At 70.4% G+C, this 16288-nt stretch carries 15 protein-coding genes; 5 read left to right on the plus strand and 10 right to left on the minus strand.

From position 1 onward, the window contains the following. Window positions 1-406 precede the first annotated feature (406 nt). The 3 genes from ESD82_RS04425 to ESD82_RS04435 are packed head-to-tail and all read left to right on the plus strand — an operon-like array spanning window position 407 to window position 1744. Window positions 407-781, plus strand: coding sequence for an NADH:ubiquinone oxidoreductase subunit NDUFA12 (locus ESD82_RS04425; protein ID WP_024844734.1), 375 nt, complete (start codon window positions 407-409; stop codon window positions 779-781). 4 nt (window positions 782-785) lie between these two features. Continuing rightward, complete coding sequence (mlaD, locus tag ESD82_RS04430; protein ID WP_024844733.1) at window positions 786-1253, plus strand: outer membrane lipid asymmetry maintenance protein MlaD; 468 nt, start codon at window positions 786-788, stop codon at window positions 1251-1253. Beyond that, window positions 1250-1744 (plus strand): DUF2155 domain-containing protein, encoded by a 495-nt coding sequence (locus ESD82_RS04435; RefSeq protein WP_024844732.1) that lies wholly within the window; start codon window positions 1250-1252, stop codon window positions 1742-1744. Before mlaD ends, ESD82_RS04435 begins: the two co-directional genes overlap by 4 nt. On the opposite strand, the gene aat is transcribed toward ESD82_RS04435, so the two are convergent. From aat to tkt, 6 genes are all read right to left on the minus strand, one after another. Next, window positions 1708-2349: a leucyl/phenylalanyl-tRNA--protein transferase gene (gene aat, locus ESD82_RS04440; protein ID WP_024844731.1), complete on the minus strand. Its 642-nt coding sequence runs from the start codon at window positions 2347-2349 to the stop codon at window positions 1708-1710. The two genes, ESD82_RS04435 and aat, sit on opposite strands and share 37 nt — an antisense overlap. 35 nt (window positions 2350-2384) lie before the next feature. Continuing rightward, entirely contained in the window at window positions 2385-3737 is a 1353-nt protein-coding gene (gene accC, locus ESD82_RS04445; RefSeq protein WP_028709938.1) for an acetyl-CoA carboxylase biotin carboxylase subunit, read from the minus strand. Between the two features lie 7 nt (window positions 3738-3744). Further along, window positions 3745-4257: an acetyl-CoA carboxylase biotin carboxyl carrier protein gene (gene accB, locus ESD82_RS04450; RefSeq protein ID WP_147428903.1), complete on the minus strand. Its 513-nt coding sequence runs from the start codon at window positions 4255-4257 to the stop codon at window positions 3745-3747. 103 nt (window positions 4258-4360) lie between these two features. Then, a complete protein-coding gene (locus ESD82_RS04455) occupies window positions 4361-5257 on the minus strand; it encodes a lysophospholipid acyltransferase family protein (RefSeq protein ID WP_024844728.1) in 897 nt (298 codons plus the stop codon). Then, window positions 5254-6189 carry a DMT family transporter gene (locus ESD82_RS04460; RefSeq protein ID WP_147428902.1) on the minus strand — a complete coding sequence of 312 codons (936 nt, stop codon included), beginning with the start codon at window positions 6187-6189 and terminating at the stop codon, window positions 5254-5256. The genes ESD82_RS04455 and ESD82_RS04460 overlap by 4 nt, the downstream gene beginning before the upstream one ends. Before the next feature lie 216 nt (window positions 6190-6405). After that, window positions 6406-8427 (minus strand): transketolase, encoded by a 2022-nt coding sequence (gene tkt, locus ESD82_RS04465; RefSeq protein ID WP_147428901.1) that lies wholly within the window; start codon window positions 8425-8427, stop codon window positions 6406-6408. Between the two features lie 94 nt (window positions 8428-8521). Between tkt and ESD82_RS04470 the strand changes: the two genes are divergently transcribed. Together ESD82_RS04470 and ESD82_RS04475 are read left to right on the plus strand one after the other, a co-directional pair. Beyond that, complete coding sequence (locus tag ESD82_RS04470) at window positions 8522-10486, plus strand: hypothetical protein (RefSeq protein ID WP_147428900.1); 1965 nt, start codon at window positions 8522-8524, stop codon at window positions 10484-10486. 92 nt (window positions 10487-10578) lie between these two features. Then, a complete protein-coding gene (locus ESD82_RS04475; protein WP_147428899.1) occupies window positions 10579-12069 on the plus strand; it encodes a nucleobase:cation symporter-2 family protein in 1491 nt (496 codons plus the stop codon). Here ESD82_RS04475 and ESD82_RS04480 read toward each other — a convergent pair. The 4 genes from ESD82_RS04480 to ESD82_RS04495 are packed head-to-tail and all read right to left on the minus strand — an operon-like array spanning window position 12063 to window position 16252. Continuing rightward, entirely contained in the window at window positions 12063-13415 is a 1353-nt protein-coding gene (locus ESD82_RS04480) for an HlyC/CorC family transporter (protein WP_147428898.1), read from the minus strand. The genes ESD82_RS04475 and ESD82_RS04480 overlap by 7 nt on opposite strands. Next, entirely contained in the window at window positions 13412-14380 is a 969-nt protein-coding gene (locus ESD82_RS04485) for a tyrosine recombinase (protein WP_147428897.1), read from the minus strand. The genes ESD82_RS04480 and ESD82_RS04485 overlap by 4 nt, the downstream gene beginning before the upstream one ends. Further along, on the minus strand, window positions 14377-15999 hold the full coding sequence (locus ESD82_RS04490) for a hypothetical protein (RefSeq protein ID WP_024844721.1): 1623 nt from the start codon (window positions 15997-15999) through the stop codon (window positions 14377-14379). Before ESD82_RS04490 ends, ESD82_RS04485 begins: the two co-directional genes overlap by 4 nt. Then, window positions 15986-16252, minus strand: a complete 267-nt coding sequence (locus ESD82_RS04495) for a hypothetical protein (RefSeq protein ID WP_147428896.1) — start codon at window positions 16250-16252, stop codon at window positions 15986-15988. Before ESD82_RS04495 ends, ESD82_RS04490 begins: the two co-directional genes overlap by 14 nt. Between the last annotated feature and the right edge of the window lie 36 nt (window positions 16253-16288).

The following is a 16288-nucleotide window of genomic DNA, read 5'->3' on the forward strand; positions in this document are numbered from 1 at the left end:
CCGCGCCGATCCTCCTTCACGATCTGCCGCGGACGCATCGCGGCAGATCCATTGCGGCCCGCAGCCTCGGCTGCCATCTCAAGACAAGGAACGGCCACACGCCATGCAGATGCATCTCTTCGGGATCTGCAGTTCATCGCCGGGCGGATTCATCCTCGACCCGCGCCACCAGATGCCCGGACCGGCCATCCGGTTTGGCACCGGCAGAAAGCGGCGGGCGGATCCTTCGCAGATGGCTCGGGGCGCTCGCGTCCCTGCCCATGCCAAGCGCCTCGATGGGCGGTCGGACGGCGCCACCGGCTGCGTCGATTTGCCCTGTCGGGGGCGTCGGGGACCAAGCCTCTCTGGACCTTCGCCGCAACTTGCGCCATATCTCCACCACACCCGATTGATGAGGTTCGCACCCATGTCGTTTCTGCTGCGCTTTCTGACCTGGTGGAACAGCCAGACCTTGAACACCCAGGTCTGGACCAAGCTTTACGGCGAAAAGGTCGGCGAGGACGATCAGGGCAATGTCTATTACCAGTCCGGCGGCGGCAAGCGGCGCTGGGTGATCTATAACGGCGAATCCGAGGCAAGCCGCATCTCGCCCGAATGGCACGGCTGGCTGCATCACACCTACAAGGAGCCGCCGACCGCGGCCCCTCTGCCGCACAAGCCCTGGGAAAAGCCGCATGAGCCAAACCTGACCGGCACGCCTGCCGCCTATCACCCGGCGGGCTCGCTCTATCGCGCGCAGCCGGTCGAGCGGCGCGACTACGACGCCTGGCAGCCCGAGTAGGCGCATGAACACCGCCGCCGAACGGGCCGAGCTCTGGGTTGGTGCGGCGGTTCTGGCCGTGGCGGCCGGGTTCCTGGCCTGGTCCACCGCCGGCGGCAGGCTGGGCGCGCAGCTGGCCGGCGGCTATGAGCTGCGCGCGGCCTTTCCGAACGTCGACGGCATCGAGGTCGGCACCGATGTCCGCGTCGCCGGCGTCCGGGTGGGGCGGGTGTCGGCGGTCCAGCTGAACCCGCAGACCTATTTCGCCGAGGCGCGTCTGCGCCTGCCCGACAGCATCCGCCTGCCCAGCGACAGCGCGGCGCTGATCCAGTCGGACGGGCTGCTGGGCGGCGCCTATATCGAATTGCAGCCGGGCGGCGCGCCCGACAACCTGGCACCCGGCGACGAGATCGAGGATGTGCAGGGCGCGGTCAGCCTGATCTCGCTGATGATGAAATTCGTGGATGCGCAAAGCACGGACGACAGCCCATGACCGACCTTCTGACCCGCGCCTGCCTGTGCCTGCTGCTGGCCGCCAGCCCCGTCCTCGCCCAGGAGGAGGAGCCGGCCGAGGACCAGCAGCTGATGATCGACCCGGCCTTCAGCGACGATCCCGATGCGGTGGTCCCCGTCGAGCCCTCGGCGGCCGAGCGCCAGCGCGCCGCCGAAGCCGCGCGCGGCCCCGAGACGGCGCGCGGCACCGGCGCGCAGCTGCGCGGGCTCGACAAGATCACCGGCCGGACCCAGGATTTCACCCTGGCCGTGGGCGAGTCGGTCGCCTTCGGCCGGCTTCAGCTCAGCCTGGCGGAATGCCGCTATCCGGCAGCGGACCCGACCTCGGATGCCTATGCCGAGCTAACGATCACCGACAGCCAGGCCAATGCGCGGCTGTTTGCGGGCTGGATGATCGCCTCGTCCCCGGCGCTTTCGGCGCTGGACGATCCGCGCTATGACGTCTGGGTGATTTCCTGCAACAGGGCCTGAGCGCCGGGCAGGGCACAGCCGGCAAAATCGGCGCGAACCCCGAGCGCGGCGGCAAGCCGGCGGCGGTATTCCGCGCGGGGAATGGCCTGGCCGCCCATCGAGGCGAGATGCGGGTTCGGATATTGGGTGTCCCACAGCACGAAGCCGCAGCGCGCCAGGTGCGATGACATCCAGATCAGCGCCGCCTTGGAGGCATTGCTGCGGCGCGAGAACATGCTTTCGGCAAAGAACGCCCCGCCCAGCGTCAGACCGAACATGCCGCCGATCAGCTCGTTGCCGGCCCGGACCTCCAGCGAATGCGCGTGGCCCATGCGGAACAGATCGCGGTAAAGCGCCATGAGCGGCGCGTTGATCCAGGTTTCCGCGCGATCGGCGCAGCCCTGGACCACACCGGTGAAATCGCGGTCCAGGGTCGCATGCCAGCCGCAATGGCGCAGCACGCGCCGCATCGAGCGCGAGACATGCACCCCGCCCACCGGCAGGATGCCGCGCAGCCCCGGCTCGAACCAGTAAAGCTGGGGGTCCGAGGCGGACTGCGCCATCGGAAACACCCCCTGGGCATAGGCGGCCAGCATCCGTTCGGCTGTCAGGCCCCCACCGCTCATGCAGGGGCCGCCGGTCGCGCCGCTTGCCGCATGGTTCAGGCGCTGACGGCCATCTCGGCCAGCCAGCGTTCCAGCCAGTGGATCGAGTAATCGCCGCGCTGGATGTCGGGATTTTCGATCAGCGCCCGGAACAGCGGCACGGTGGTGTCGATCCCGTCCACGATCAGCTCGCCCAGGGCGCGGTTCAGCCGCGCCAGCGCCTCGGGGCGGTCGCGGCCATGCACGATCAGCTTGCCGATCAGGCTGTCGTAATAGGGCGGGATGCGGTAGCCGTCATAGATCGCCGAATCCATCCGTACGCCCAGCCCCCCCGGCGCGTGATATTGCGAGATGGTGCCGGGCGAGGGGGTGAAGTTCGGCAGCTTTTCGGCATTGATCCGCACCTCGATGGCATGGCCGCGGATCTGCAGGTCTTCCTGGCGGAACTCCATCTCCTCGCCGGCGGCGACTAGGATCTGCTGGCGCACCAGATCGACGCCGAAGATCGCCTCGGTCACCGGATGCTCGACCTGCAGGCGGGTGTTCATCTCGATGAAATAGAACTCGCCCTCCTCGAACAGAAACTCGATGGTGCCGGCGCCGCGATAGCCGATCTTGGCCATGGCATTGGCGCAGATGCCGCCGATGCGGGCGCGCTGCTCGGCGGTGATGACCGGGCCGGGCGCTTCCTCGAACACCTTCTGGTGGCGGCGTTGCAGCGAACAGTCGCGCTCGCCCAGGTGAACGGCGCGGCCGCGGCCGTCGCCAAAGACCTGCACCTCGATATGGCGCGGCCGTTGCAGGTATTTCTCGATATAGACCTCGTCATTGCCGAAGGCCGCCTTGGCCTCGGCACGGGCGGTGCGGAAGGCGGTCTCCAGCGCGGCCTCGTCCTGGGCGACCTTCATGCCGCGCCCGCCACCGCCGGCGGTGGCCTTGATGATGACCGGATAGCCGATCTGCGCCGCCACCCGCTTGGCCGCGGCCACGTCCGCCACGCCGCCGTCCGAACCGGGCACCACCGGGATGCCCAGCGACTTCGCCGTCTCCTTGGCGGTGATCTTGTCGCCCATGATGCGGATATGCTCGGCCGAGGGGCCGATGAAGGTGATGCCGTGATCCTCGACCATCTGCACGAAGGCGGCGTTTTCCGACAGGAAGCCATAGCCGGGATGCACCGCCTGCGCGCCGGTGATCTCGCAGGCCGAGATGATGGCAGGCTGCGACAGGTAGCTGTCGGTCGAGGGCGGCGGGCCGATGCAGACGGATTCGTCGGCCATGCGCACATGCATCGCATCGGCATCGGCGGTGGAATGCACGGCGACCGAGGCGACGCCCATTTCGCGGCAGGCGCGGATCACGCGCAGCGCGATCTCGCCGCGGTTGGCGATCAGGATCTTGTCGAACATCCGCGCCTCACTCGACGACCATCAGGGGGGCGCCGAACTCGACCGGGCTGCCGTCGTCGACAAGGATGCGCTTGACCGTGCCCGAGCGGGGCGAGGGGATATGGTTCATCGTCTTCATCGCCTCGACGATCATCAGCGTCTCGCCTTCCTTGACCTGCTGGCCGATGGCGACGAAGGGCGTCGCGCCGGGCTCGGGCGCCAGATAGGCGGTGCCGACCATGGGCGAGGTCACGACGCCGGGCAGGCTGGCCGGATCCTCGCTGGCGGGGGCTGCAGCCGGGGCCGGGGCGGGCGCGGCGGCAGGGGCCATCGCCGCGGGGGCGGCAAAGGCGGCCGGCGCGGCCTGTTTCTGGTGCTTGGACAGGCTGACGGTCAGCCGGTCGTTTTCGTCATATTCGCGCTTGACGGTCAGTTCGGTCAATTCGTTGCGATCGAGCAGTTCGGCCAGGGCCTGAATGAAGGCGACATCGCCCTCGTGGTGGCGCTTGTCTTGACCAGCGTTTTTGGATTCGTCGCTCATGCCGTCCTCTGGATGTCGTTGTCGGGGCCCGCGTTCTGACTGCGCGGCGGATTTGGGCGTCCTTATAGACCGTCGGACAACCCGAGGGAAAGGGATTCGCCGCCTAGCCCCTGCGTTTCCAGCGCCGATGCACCCAGAACCACTGCTCCATATGGTCGCGGACCAGCCGCTCCAGATCGTCGTTCAGCGCCTGCATCATGGTCGGGGCGTCGCTGTGGGGGATGGGCGCGCCGACCTCGACGCGAAAGCTCAGCCCGTCGGGCTGGCGCACCCCGGCGATGGGCAGGATCAGCGCGTCATAGCGCAGCGCCAGTTCCGCCGGGGTCAGCACCGTCCTGGTCGGCAGGCCGAAGAAGCGCAGTTCGGCGCCGTGGTCGTCGAACTGGTCGAAGCCCAGGGACAGCCAGCCGCCGCCCTTGAGAAAGCGCAGCATGGCCGCAAGCCCGGCGCGGCCGCGCGGGAACATCGGTTCGGCGATGGCGCGCATGGCGGGGATGTAATGGCGGTTGAACGCCTCGTTGTTCATCGGCCGGTAGAGCGCGCCGACCGGCCAGCCGCGCCCCGCGAGCGCGGCGCGCATCGCGTCGTAATTGCCGAAATGCGCCACGGCCAGGATCACCGGCCGACCCGCCTGCGCCGCCTGTTCCAGCGCCGGCAGGCCCGGGCCGGTCAGCGGGTCCGCGGCATGGATGCGGTCGGTGAACTCGGCCCCGGAATAGATCTCGGCCAGTGAGCGGCCGGCATTCTCGGGCACCGCGCGGGTCAGGCGGCGGATCTCGGCCGCGGGCAGGTCCGGGCGCGCCATGGCCAGATTGGTGCGGATGCGCTGGCGCCAGCCGGCCAGGGGTCCGAGCAGATGGGCGAAGAACCAGCCCATCGCCGGCACCCGCCGCCGATAGGGCAGGATACGCGCCAGCCCCATGACAGCCAGGAAGGCGCCATTGGCGATGCGGTCGCGCAGCGGGGCGGGTTCCTGGGTCTCGGTGTCGGTCTCGGTCATTGCGGCCCCGTTCCGGCGGCCCGGTTCATCGCGCGAGCCTCGCGCATCCAGACATATAGGCCCGCAGCCACGATGATCAACGCGCCGATGAGGGTCCAGCGGTCCGGCAGGGTGCCCCAGATGAGCCAACCCCAGAGCCCGGCCCAGACCAGCCCGGTATAGCCGAAGGGGGCGATGGCCGCCGCCTCGGCCAGCGAGAATGCACGGATCAGCAGCGCCTGCGCCGCTGTGCCGAGCCCGCCGAGCAGCAGGAAGGCCCAGAGATCGCCGACCGGCCGCCAGACGAAGGGCACGGCAAGCGAGGAGAGGACCGTGCCGACCAGCGCCGACCACAGGATCGAGGTCGCGGTGGAATCGCTTCTCGCCACGCGGGTCAGGATGGCGCCGGCGGCATAGGTAAAGGCCGCGGCGAGCGCCAGCAGAGCGGCGGGATGGAAGACGCCGGCGCCGGGGCGGATGATGAGCATGGCGCCGCAGAAGGCGGCGAGGATGCCGAGGATGCGGCGGATGCCGATGGATTCGCCCAAAAAGACGGCCGCGCCCAGCGTGATCAGCACCGGGTTGAGGTCCATGATCGCGGTCGCCTCGGCCAGGCCGATGAATTGCAGCGCGCTGAAGAACAGCAGGCCCGAGCCGAATTGCGTCACGCCGCGGAAGAACTGCACCACCGGGCGCCGGGTGGCGAGGGCATGGCGCAGCCGCGGCGCGAAGATGACCGCGACGATGGCCAGGTTGGTGACGAAGCGCACCCAGACCACCTGCACCGGGTGGTAGAGCGTCGAGAGATGCTTGCCGGTGGCATCCATCAGCGTGAACAGGAAGATCGCCAGCAGCAAGAGCAGGATGCCGTGCAATTGCGTGGCGCGGCCCGGATCGCCGGCGGGGGCGAGGATCGGCGGCAGGGCGCCGGGGCTGGGTTCGGGCGGTGTCATGGCATGTCCCTCTTGTTTCCGCTTATGCCCGTGGGCGGCGGCGGGGTCCATGGGGGCGAAGCGGGTGCCTGCCTGCACCGTCGCATGAGTTTTTGGGGAAGGGTGAAAGGCAGCCGCGGCGGCTTTCCCGGAGCGCCGGGGCATGGGTATTTGGGGAACGAAGAAGCCGGCGGGATGGGAGGGGGCCGCGCCGGAGCGGGCGCGGCCCGGAAGTGCTTAGCCGAGCAGGCGGCGGGCCTCGGCGACGGTCGCCTCGGCGGTGATGCCGAACTCCTTGTAAAGCGTGGGTGCCGGGGCCGAGGCGCCGAAGCCGGTCATGCCGATGAAGCCGGAGGCTTCTTCGCGGCCGCGCTCGCCCAGCAGCAGCCAGTCCCAGGGCTGGCGCACGGCGGCCTCGATGGCGACGCGCACCGTGCCGGCGGGCAGGATCTGCCGGCGGTATTCGGCCTCCTGGTCGCGGAAGAGTTCCATCGACGGCACCGAGACGACGCGGGTCGGCACGCCTTCGGCCTCGAGCGTCTCGCGGGCGGTCACCGCGATCTCGACCTCGGAGCCCGAGGCCATCAGGATCACCCTGGGCGCGGCCGAGGCCTCGCGCAGAACATAGGCGCCCCTGGCCGAGAGGTTCTCGGCGCCCGCATCCTCGCGCAGCAGCGGCAGGTTCTGGCGCGACAGCGCCATGACCGTCGGCGTCGATTCGCTCGACAGCGCGATTTCCCACGCCTCGGCGGTCTCGATCAGGTCGCAGGGGCGCAGGGTCAGCGTGTTGGGCGTGGCGCGGCAGATCGCCAGATGCTCGACCGGCTGGTGGGTCGGGCCGTCCTCGCCCAGGCCGATGCTGTCATGGGTCATGACATAGGTCACCGGCAGGCCCATCAGCGCCGAAAGCCGCATGGCGCCGCGCGCGTAATCGGTGAAGCACATGAAGGTGCCGCCATAGGGGCGCAGGCCGCCATGCAGCCAGATGCCGTTCATCGCCGCCGCCATGCCATGTTCGCGGATGCCGTAGTGGATGTAACGGCCCTGGCGGTTTTCCGGCGTGAAGACGCCCAGATCCTTGGTCTTGGTGTTGTTCGAGCCGGTCAGGTCGGCCGAGCCGCCCAGCGTCTCGGGCAGTTCGGGGTTCACCACCTCCAGCACCATCTCGCTGGCCTTGCGGGTCGCGACCTTGGGCTTGCTGGCCAGCGCCTGTTCCTTGAGCGCCGCGATGGTGGGCGCCAGCCGGTCGCTGACGCCGCCCGAGATGCGGCGGGCGAACTCGTCGCGGTTCTCGGCCGCATCGACGCGGGCCGCCCAGGCCTCGCGCTCGGCCCGGCCGCGGGCGCCGATGGCGCGCCAGTCGGCCAGGATGTCCTCGGGCACGGTGAAGGCGGGCGCCTCCCAGCCGAGCGCCTCGCGCGCGGCGGCGATCTCGGCCGCGCCGAGCGCCGAGCCATGCACGCCCGAACTGTCCTGCTTGTTGGGCGCGCCGAAGCCGATGATGGTCCTGCAGGCGACCAGCACCGGGCGGTCGTCCTTGCCGCTGGCGGCATCGGCCAGCGCGCGCTCGATATCGGCGGGGTCGTGGCCGTCGCAGGAAAGCGTGCGCCAGCCCGAGGCTTCGAAGCGTTTCAGTTGGTCCGTCGAATCCGACAGCGACACCCGGCCGTCGATGGTGATGTCGTTATTGTCCCAAAGGACGATCAGGTTCTTCAGCTTCTGGTGGCCGGCCAGGCCGACGGCCTCTTGGCTGATGCCCTCCATCAGGCAGCCGTCGCCGGCGATGACCCAGGTCTTGTGGCTGCACAGCGCCTCGCCGAACTGGGCGCGCATCGCCTCTTCGGCGATGGCGAAGCCGACGGCGGTGGCGATGCCCTGGCCCAGCGGGCCGGTCGTCGTCTCGACGCCCTCGGCATGGCCGAATTCCGGATGGCCGGCGGTGATCGAGCCCCATTGCCGGAAATTGCGGATCTGGTCGATCGACATCTGCTCGTAGCCGGTCAGGTAGAGCAGCGAATAGATCAGCATCGAGCCGTGGCCCGCCGACAGAACGAAGCGGTCGCGGTCGAACCAGTTCGGCGCGGCCGCGTCGAATTTCAGGTGGTTGCGGAACAGGACCGTGGCGACGTCGGCCATGCCCATCGGCATGCCGGGATGGCCCGAGTTCGCGGCTTCGACGGCGTCCATGGAAAGGGCGCGGATCGCGGTGGCGAGGCGCCAGTGAGCGGGATCGGCCTTGCGGCGGGCGGCGATGTCCATATCGGGGTTTCCGTGCTGTTGTATGGCGGCACGTCCTGATAGGCAGGAGGGCGGGCGGTTGCAAGCCGCAAGGGGAGGGGGAGGGCGGTTTCGCATGACAAGGCACCATGCCATCATCGGTTTCCGGCAGGATCGGATCGGCGCGCGGCTGATCTGCCTGCTCAATGTGATGCGGATCGCACGCAAGTTCGGCGTGGCGGGGCGCTATCTGTGGCTGTCGCAGCCCGACGGGCCCTATCCCGAACTGGTCGATCCGCGCGATTTCCTGGACCCCGCCTTCGTCGCTGCGCATATCGACATCGTCGCGCGCGCGCCCGAGCGGTCGGAACTACGCAACCTGCCCGCCGCGGCGCCGGGCATGAACGGTGCCGGTTTCGCCCGCACACTGGCCGAGGGGCGGCGCTATGAATGCGACAGCATGTCCGAGATCATCCGCTTCATGGACGAATCCGAGGCCGAGGCGGCGGCCGGCCTGCGCGCCGCGGCCGAGGAACTGGTGCTGTCGCCGCGGCTGGCGCGGGCGCTGGCAGGGGCGCGACGCATCCTGGCCCGCGCCGGCGGCGGCCGGCCGCTGGCCATCCATGTCCGGCGCGGCGACATCCTGGACGGCGATCCCTGGTCCTATTCCTCCTGGGCGTCGAAATATGTGCCCGACGAGTTCTTTCGCGCCTTCGTCGCCGCGGTGGATGGGCCGGTGATCGCCTTTTCCGACACGCCCGCGGCGGTCGAGCATCTGCGCCAGGGCGATCCCCGCATCCTGCCGGCCCATGAGCTTCTGGACCCCGGCGCGCTGACCCCGGCCGAGCGCGACCTGCTGGAACTGCTGCTGATGGCCGGCTGCGAACAGGTGGGCGCGCCCAGCTACAGCGCCTTTTCGCGCGCCGCGGCGATGGTGGGGCAATGCCGGGTGGTGGCCCTGCCGGAGGCGCTGCCCGAGGATCTGGGCAACGCCGCCCATGCGGCGCTGCTGGAACGCGTGCTGTCGCGGCCGGAGAGTTTCTTTGCCCCCGGCGATCTGGCGCAAAGCGTGAGCTATGCCGCCGGTCATGCCAGGCGCTGCGGGCGGGCAGAAGACCTGGTCGAGGCGCTGGCCGGAAACCGGGCCTTGCTGGAGCGTTTTCCCTTTCTCTACCGCGAGCTTGCGATTGCTGCCTGGTCGGCCGGCCTTCGGCAGAAGGCGCGGCGCCTGGCCCGGCAGGGGCTGGAGGCGCCACTGATGCGCAATCGCGACAAGCCGCAATGCCGGCAGGTGCTGCTGGTGACGGGCGGGCAGGGCGGCAATGCGGACGGCGCCGGGCCCGGACCGGACGCGGCCTTGGTGGGCATGATCTTTGCCGGGCGCTCGGCCGAGGGACCGATCATGCCGGCGGTGGCGCATCGGCTGATGCATAACGGCGGGGCGGCGCGCCGGGCGCTTGGCTTTGCCCCCGAATTGCTGGCGACCTATGCCCAGCCCGACCCGGAACGCGGCAAGGGCCGGATCCTGCCGCTGTGGCTGCTGCGGATCGACTGGTCGGAGTTCATCCGCGATCCGGGGCCACAGCGCGAATTGCTGGTCTGGCCCGACCTGTGGCGCAAGCTGGGCCCCTGTGCCGAGGCGCTGGCGCCAATCGAGGCGGCGCTGGCCAGGGGCGAACGGCCGGAACCGGCCGACGGGGATGCGGCCTGGCTGGGGTTCTGCGCCTCGGTCCTGCGGCTGCATGGCCGGCTGAACCGGGCCTTCGCCTTGCTGCACTGGCTGGATGCGGCGCGGCCGGGACAGATGCTGACCCGCAAGCGGCTGGCCGATGCCTGTTTCGCCGCCGGCAATCGCAAGGCCGGCTGGCGCTGGCTGGATGCGGCGCTGGCGCTGGCGCCGGACCAGCCGCTGCTGCATCTTTCGGCCGCCCTGCGCGCCGCCGATGCGCAGGATGCCGCGCGGGCCGAGGCGCATCTGCGCGCCGCCCAGGCGGCCTGGCCGGAACTGGGCCTGCCCGAGACCCTGCGCCGCGCCCTGCACCGGCAGAGACAGGCGGCCGCGGCCGGGAATGCCGCGTCCTGCGCGGAGCGGGCCGGGTGATCACGTTATCGTCATAAAGGATTTGCCAAAACCCGGACGCCAGCGCAGTCTTGCGAAAACGCAAGCATGATCGGCAAGACAGGGGGCCCCTCATGGCAAGAACCGCGACATCCGCAGCCGATCCGGTCGACGAGATCCTGCCGCCGCTGCGGATGGCGACCCTGGGCCTGCAGCATGTCCTGGTCATGTATGCCGGCGCCGTGGCGGTGCCGCTGATCGTCGGCCGGGCGCTGAGGCTCTCGCCCGAGGACGTGGCCTTCCTGATCTCGGCCGACCTGTTCTGCTGCGGCATCGCCACCATCATCCAGTCGCTGGGCATGACGCGCTGGTTCGGCATCCAGCTGCCGGTGATGATGGGCGTAACCTTCGCCTCGGTCGGGCCGATGGTGGCCATGGCGAACGCCTATCCGGGGCCCGAGGGGGCGCGGATGATCTTCGGCGCCATCATCGGCGCGGGCATCGTGGCCATGCTCATCGCGCCTTTCGTCGGGCGGATGCTGAAGTTCTTTCCGCCGCTCGTCACCGGCACCATCATCCTGGTGATCGGCGTCACGCTGATGCGGGTGGGGATCAACTGGATCTTCGGCAACCCGGTCGGGCCGACGGCGCCCAAGGTGGTGGACCCGGTGGCGGTCGGCTGGCTGAACCAGCTGCGCGACCTGGCCGGGACCGGCGCCGTGCCGGCGCTGCCCGAGGGCTTTGCCCCCGCGCCCAGCGTGCAGAACCCGCTTTACGCCCAGCCGATCAATATCGCCATCTCGGGCGTGGTGCTGGCGGCGATCCTGCTGATTGCCCGCTTCGGCCGTGGCTTCGTCGCCAATATCGCGGTGCTTCTGGGCATGCTGATCGGCGCGGGCCTGACCATCCTGCTGGGCCAGATGACCTTCGAGAAAGTGGCCGAGGCGCATTGGTTCGGCATCGTCGCGCCCTTCCATTTCGGCATGCCGATCTTTGACCCGGTGCTGATCGTGACCATGGTGCTGGTGATGATCGTGGTGATGATCGAATCAACCGGCATGTTCCTGGCGCTGGGAGAGATGACCGGGCGCGAGGTCACGCCGCAGCGCCTGACCGCGGGCCTGCGCACCGATGGGCTGGGCACGCTGATCGGCGGCATCTTCAACACCTTCCCCTATACCTCCTTCAGCCAGAACGTCGGGCTTGTCGGCGTCACCGGGATCAAGAGCCGCTTCATCTGCGTCGCCGGAGGGCTGATCCTGATCCTGTTCGGGCTGGTGCCCAAGATGGGCGCGGCGGTGGAATCGCTGCCGACCCCGGTGCTGGGCGGCGCGGGGCTCGTCATGTTCGGCATGGTGGCGGCGACGGGTATCCGCATCCTGTCTACGGTGGATTTCGCCGGCAACCGCAACAACCTGTTCGTGGTGGCGGTAGCGCTCGGCTTCGGGATGATCCCGCTGATCGCCCCGGACTTCAAGCAATGGATGCCGCATGCCATCCACCCGCTGGTCGAATCGGGCATCCTGCTGGCGACCATCGCGGCGGTGGCGCTGAACGCCTTCTTCAACGGCACCGGCGGCAGCATCGAGGCGGCCAAGCGCGCCGCCGGCATGGCCGATCACTGATCGGCGGCGGGCTTGTCCGGCGGCGGCACCCCCAGCGGGCGGATACGCAGCCGGGTGATGCGGTTTTCCCGCCGCGCCAGCACCTCGAAACGGTAGCCGTGGAAGGAAAACACCTGGCCCGCCGCGGGGATCGACTGGGCCATGTGGATCACCAGCCCGGCCACCGTGTTGGCCTCGTCGTCGGGCAGGGACCAGTCCAGCGCCCGGTTCAGGTCGCGGATGGTCATCGCGCCGTCGACCAGGTAATCGCCCTGCGGGCCGGGCAGCAGCGATTGCACGGCATCCATGTCGTGTTCGTCGGTGATCTCGCCGACGATCTCCTCCAGGATGTCCTCGAGCGTGATCAGGCCGCGCAGGCTGCCATATTCGTCCACCACCAGCGCGAAATGCGTCCGCCGCCTGAGGAACTCGCGCAGCTGCTCGTCCAGCGGCGTGGTCTCGGGCACGAAATAGGGCGGCATGGCGGTGCTGAGCACGTCGAAATCGCGCAGCGCCTCGGGGCCGCTTTCCTGAAGCGCCCGGCGCACGCCGCGCAAGAGATCCTTGGCATGGATGACGCCGATAACGTTCTCGCGCTCGCCGCGATAGACGGGCAGGCGGGTATGGGGGCTTTTCAGCACCAGATCCAGCACCTCTTCGGCAGTCTGGCCGGCGTCGATCATCGCGATGCCCGAGCGGTGCAGCATCACTTCCTCGACCGAACGCTCGCCCAGGTCCAGCGCGCCCAGCAGCCGGTCGCGTTCCTCTTTCTGCACGGCACCGCTCGACTCGGCCACGGCCAGCGCATCGGCGATCTCGTCCTGCACGGAAAACACCGGGCCGGCGCTGCCGGCGCGGATGCCGAAAGGCGCCAGCAGGCCGCGCGCCGTCAGCCGCGCCGCCCAGACCACCGGCGCAAGGATACGGGCCAGCAGGGCCAGGGGGCGGGCGAGGCGGCCGGCCGTCTCCTCGGGGGCAAGGCGGGCCAGGCTGCGGGGCAGAACCTCGGCCAGCACCAGCATTGCCAGCGCCAGGACCAGCACCGCCAGCGCCGCCCCGCTCCAGCCCGACAAGCCCAGGCCAAGCGCCGCGGCAAGGCTGGCGGCCAGGATCTTGACCAGAGTGTTTCCGACAAGGATGGCGCCGTTCAGGTTTTCGCTGTCCTCCTTGGCCGCCAGCGCCTCGGCCGCCCGCCGGTCGCCCTTGTCGGCGCGGGCGCGCAGCTTGCTGCGGCTTGCCGCGGTCAGCGCCGTCTCGGCCCCGGCGAAGAGGGCCGAAAGCGCCAGAAGCAGCAGGATCGCCGCGCCGATCAGCCAGAAGGCCGGGTCATGGCCGGGGGTCGGGTCGGGAACAGCCGGCGGGATCATGGCTCTTTGTCGTCGCGATGGGCTTGGGCCAGCGGATGATGGTTCAGCACCAGATCGCGCATCCGCGTGTCAAGGACATGGGTATAGATCTCGGTCGTGCCCAGGTCGGCATGGCCCAGAAGCGTCTGGATCGCCCGCAGGTCGGCGCCGCCTTCCAGCAGATGCGTGGCAAAGGCGTGGCGGATCACATGCGGCGAGACGCGGGCCGGGTCGATGCCCGCCGCCAGCGCCAGCTGGCCCAGCAGGGCGTTCATCGCCTGGCGCGTCATGTGCCCCTCGCGCGAGGCGGCGGGAAACAGCCAGCGCGCGCCCTTGCCTGCGACCAGCCGGCCCAGCGGGCTTTCGGCGGGGGCATTGTCGCGGCGCCTGAGCCAGGCGGCCAGCGCCCGGCGGGCCGGATCGCTCAGCGGCACCATGCGCTCCTTGCCGCCCTTGCCGCGGATCAGCAGCAGCGCCGGGTCGCCCCGGCAGGCGCCCACGGGCAGCGAGACCAGTTCGCTCACCCGCATGCCGGTGGCATAGATCAGCTCGACCAGCGCCAGGTTGCGGACGCGCTCGGTCTCGTTGCGGCCGATGCGGGGCAGGGCGTCCAGCATGGCCTGCACCTCGGCCCGGTCCAGAACCTTGGGCAGGCGCTGCACCCGGCCCGGCCCGCTGATGCGGCCGGCGGGATCGTCCTCGCGCCAGCCTTCGTCCAGCGCGAAACGCATGATCTGGCGGATCGCCGACAGCCGCCGCGCCCGCGTCGCCCGCGCAAGGCCCTGGGCGTCGCAATAAGCCAGGTAATCCTCGATCCCCTCGCGCGGGACGGTCAGCAGGGTGCCGCCGCGCGTCGCCAGCCAGTCGACGAAATCGCGCAGGTCGCGGCCATAGGCCAGCAGCGTGTTGCGCGCCGCCCCCGCTTCGGCCGCCTGCGCGTCGAGAAAGGCCGAGATCCGGCCTCGGTCGTCAAGCCGGCCGCTCACGGCAGGCCGGAGCCCGGCGGGGGCGTCATCACCGGGGCCAGGATCAGCTCGACCGCCGCCTGGCGCGCGATTTCCTGCTGGCCCAGCACGCGCAGGACGCGCAGGCCCTGCGCCGCGCGCGGCAGGTCGCCGTCCAGACCGGCATCGACATCGGCGATGGCGGCCAGCAGCGCCTCGCCCCGCCGGTTGGCCAGGATCAGCTGCGCGGCGCCTTCCGGCAGGCTCCGCTCCGACGGACCCAGGAAAGCGGGGAAAAGCGCGGCCGCCCGCGGCTCGCCCTCGCCCGGCGGCGGGGCGCTTTCGGGCTCGCCCTCGGCAAAGCGCAGAAGCCACAGGTCGAAACCGGCGGCATCGGCGGGCGGGGCCTGCACCACCTGCGGCTGCGCGGCTTGCAGCGCCAGCCACAGCGCGATGCGGCCGGCGCGGCCATCCAGCCCCAGTGCGCCGACCTCGGCCCCGACCATATCGGCCAGCGCCGGGCCAAGCCCGGCCGCGACCATGGCGTCGAAGGCAGGCGGCAGGGCATGGCCCACCCCCGCCAGGTCGCGCATCAGCAGCGCATCGGCCAGGGCCTGCACGGCGCCGGCGCGGTCCCAGACCCCGCCCGAGGCGGCGGGCTTCTGCTCCAGATAGATCATGCGCAGCTGCGAGGCCGGGATCGCCCCGGCCCGCGCCAGCCGCTCGGCCGCGTCCAGCCGGGCCTTCCAGCCCTCGTTCTGGTCCAGGTCGGCCAGGGCGAAGGCCAGGGGCAGGCCGGACGAGGGCAGGGGCTGGCCGATCGCCTCGTGCAGGCGCAGCTCCAGCGGCGTGACCACGGCGGGCGGCACCAGTTCCTCGGCGCTGTCGGAATAGCCATCGTCCAGGTAATGCGCCAGAAGCGCCGCCATCTGCGGGTCGATCCGCCCCATGGCCTGCGCGCCGTGAAACACCAGCGCCGCAGCCGACCAGTCGCCGCCGAAGGCCAGGCAGAAGATGCGCGCCGGAAAGCTGGGCGCGACGCCGGGGGTGCGGTCCATGGTCTCGCAGGCCTGGGCCTCGTCGCCGGACAGGAGCGCGATGTCGAAAAGCCGCCGGAACCGCTCGGGGTCGCCGGGACCGGCGGCCTTGAGCAATTCCTTGGCGGCGCCAGTGGCACCCATATCCAGAAGCTTGTCCACGCGGGCCAGGAACAGCGCGCCTTCCTGTCCGGCCTCGGTCCGGGCCGGGCGCAGCTGCGCGGCCAGCAGCCGCCGCTCCAGCCGCCGCAGCGCCGGCAGGCGCGGGTTCGAGGCGCGGATCAGCCGCACCAGCACCGCCGCCTCGCTGTCGCCCCAGAGATCCGGAGGCAGGCCGGCCGCGCGCGGCGAAACCGTGCCCTTGCCGTCGGGATTGCCCTCGCCCAGCCGGGTCACGCCGACCGGCTCGACCGCGCCGGTGGGGGCAAGCTCGCGCCTGGCGCGCTGCCGCAGTTCGGGCGGGCGCGCGTCGCCGGGTCGCCAGGACGAGATGTTGTCGGGCTCGCGCACGCTGCCCGACAGCCAGTCGCTGGCCGAAAGCGGCGGCTTGGCCCCGGCCGGCAGGGCCAGCGCCAGCCCGGCCACCAGGGCGCAGGCCAGGCCGAGGCCGTCAGTCGAGGTCATTCTGCCCCGCCCCCGCATCCTCGGCCGTCGCAGCGGTCTGGGCGGCATCGCCGCCATCGGCGGCCGCGGTCGCCGCGGGGGCCGGTGCCGGCGCGGGCGCTGCGGCCGGGGCGGCTGTCTGCGCGCCCAGCTCCAGTTCGACCGGCATGCGCATCTCGCGCGGGTCCGAACTCATGTCGCCGAAATAGGCATAGCCGGCCAGGCCCGCCAGAATCAGGATGACCAGAACCACCACCACCTTCAAAAGCCGCATGAATTGCCCCTTCCGCCTCGATATGCTTGCAATGCC

The sequence above is a fragment of the Paracoccus pantotrophus genome, assembly GCF_008824185.1.
GTDB lineage: Bacteria > Pseudomonadota > Alphaproteobacteria > Rhodobacterales > Rhodobacteraceae > Paracoccus > Paracoccus pantotrophus.

Bases quoted from the DNA above. Each gene is read 5' to 3' on its own strand.
- ESD82_RS04425 (WP_024844734.1), top strand. From the start codon at position 407: ATGTCGTTTCTGCTGCGCTTTCTGACCTGGTGGAACAGCCAGACCTTG.
- mlaD (WP_024844733.1), top strand. From the start codon at position 786: ATGAACACCGCCGCCGAACGGGCCGAGCTCTGGGTTGGTGCGGCGGTT.
- ESD82_RS04435 (WP_024844732.1), top strand. From the start codon at position 1,250: ATGACCGACCTTCTGACCCGCGCCTGCCTGTGCCTGCTGCTGGCCGCC.
- aat (WP_024844731.1), bottom strand. From the start codon at position 2,349: ATGAGCGGTGGGGGCCTGACAGCCGAACGGATGCTGGCCGCCTATGCC.
- accC (WP_028709938.1), bottom strand. From the start codon at position 3,737: ATGTTCGACAAGATCCTGATCGCCAACCGCGGCGAGATCGCGCTGCGC.
- accB (WP_147428903.1), bottom strand. From the start codon at position 4,257: ATGAGCGACGAATCCAAAAACGCTGGTCAAGACAAGCGCCACCACGAG.
- ESD82_RS04455 (WP_024844728.1), bottom strand. From the start codon at position 5,257: ATGACCGAGACCGACACCGAGACCCAGGAACCCGCCCCGCTGCGCGAC.
- ESD82_RS04460 (WP_147428902.1), bottom strand. From the start codon at position 6,189: ATGACACCGCCCGAACCCAGCCCCGGCGCCCTGCCGCCGATCCTCGCC.
- tkt (WP_147428901.1), bottom strand. From the start codon at position 8,427: ATGGACATCGCCGCCCGCCGCAAGGCCGATCCCGCTCACTGGCGCCTC.
- ESD82_RS04470 (WP_147428900.1), top strand. From the start codon at position 8,522: ATGACAAGGCACCATGCCATCATCGGTTTCCGGCAGGATCGGATCGGC.
- ESD82_RS04475 (WP_147428899.1), top strand. From the start codon at position 10,579: ATGGCAAGAACCGCGACATCCGCAGCCGATCCGGTCGACGAGATCCTG.
- ESD82_RS04480 (WP_147428898.1), bottom strand. From the start codon at position 13,415: ATGATCCCGCCGGCTGTTCCCGACCCGACCCCCGGCCATGACCCGGCC.
- ESD82_RS04490 (WP_024844721.1), bottom strand. From the start codon at position 15,999: ATGACCTCGACTGACGGCCTCGGCCTGGCCTGCGCCCTGGTGGCCGGG.
- ESD82_RS04495 (WP_147428896.1), bottom strand. From the start codon at position 16,252: ATGCGGCTTTTGAAGGTGGTGGTGGTTCTGGTCATCCTGATTCTGGCG.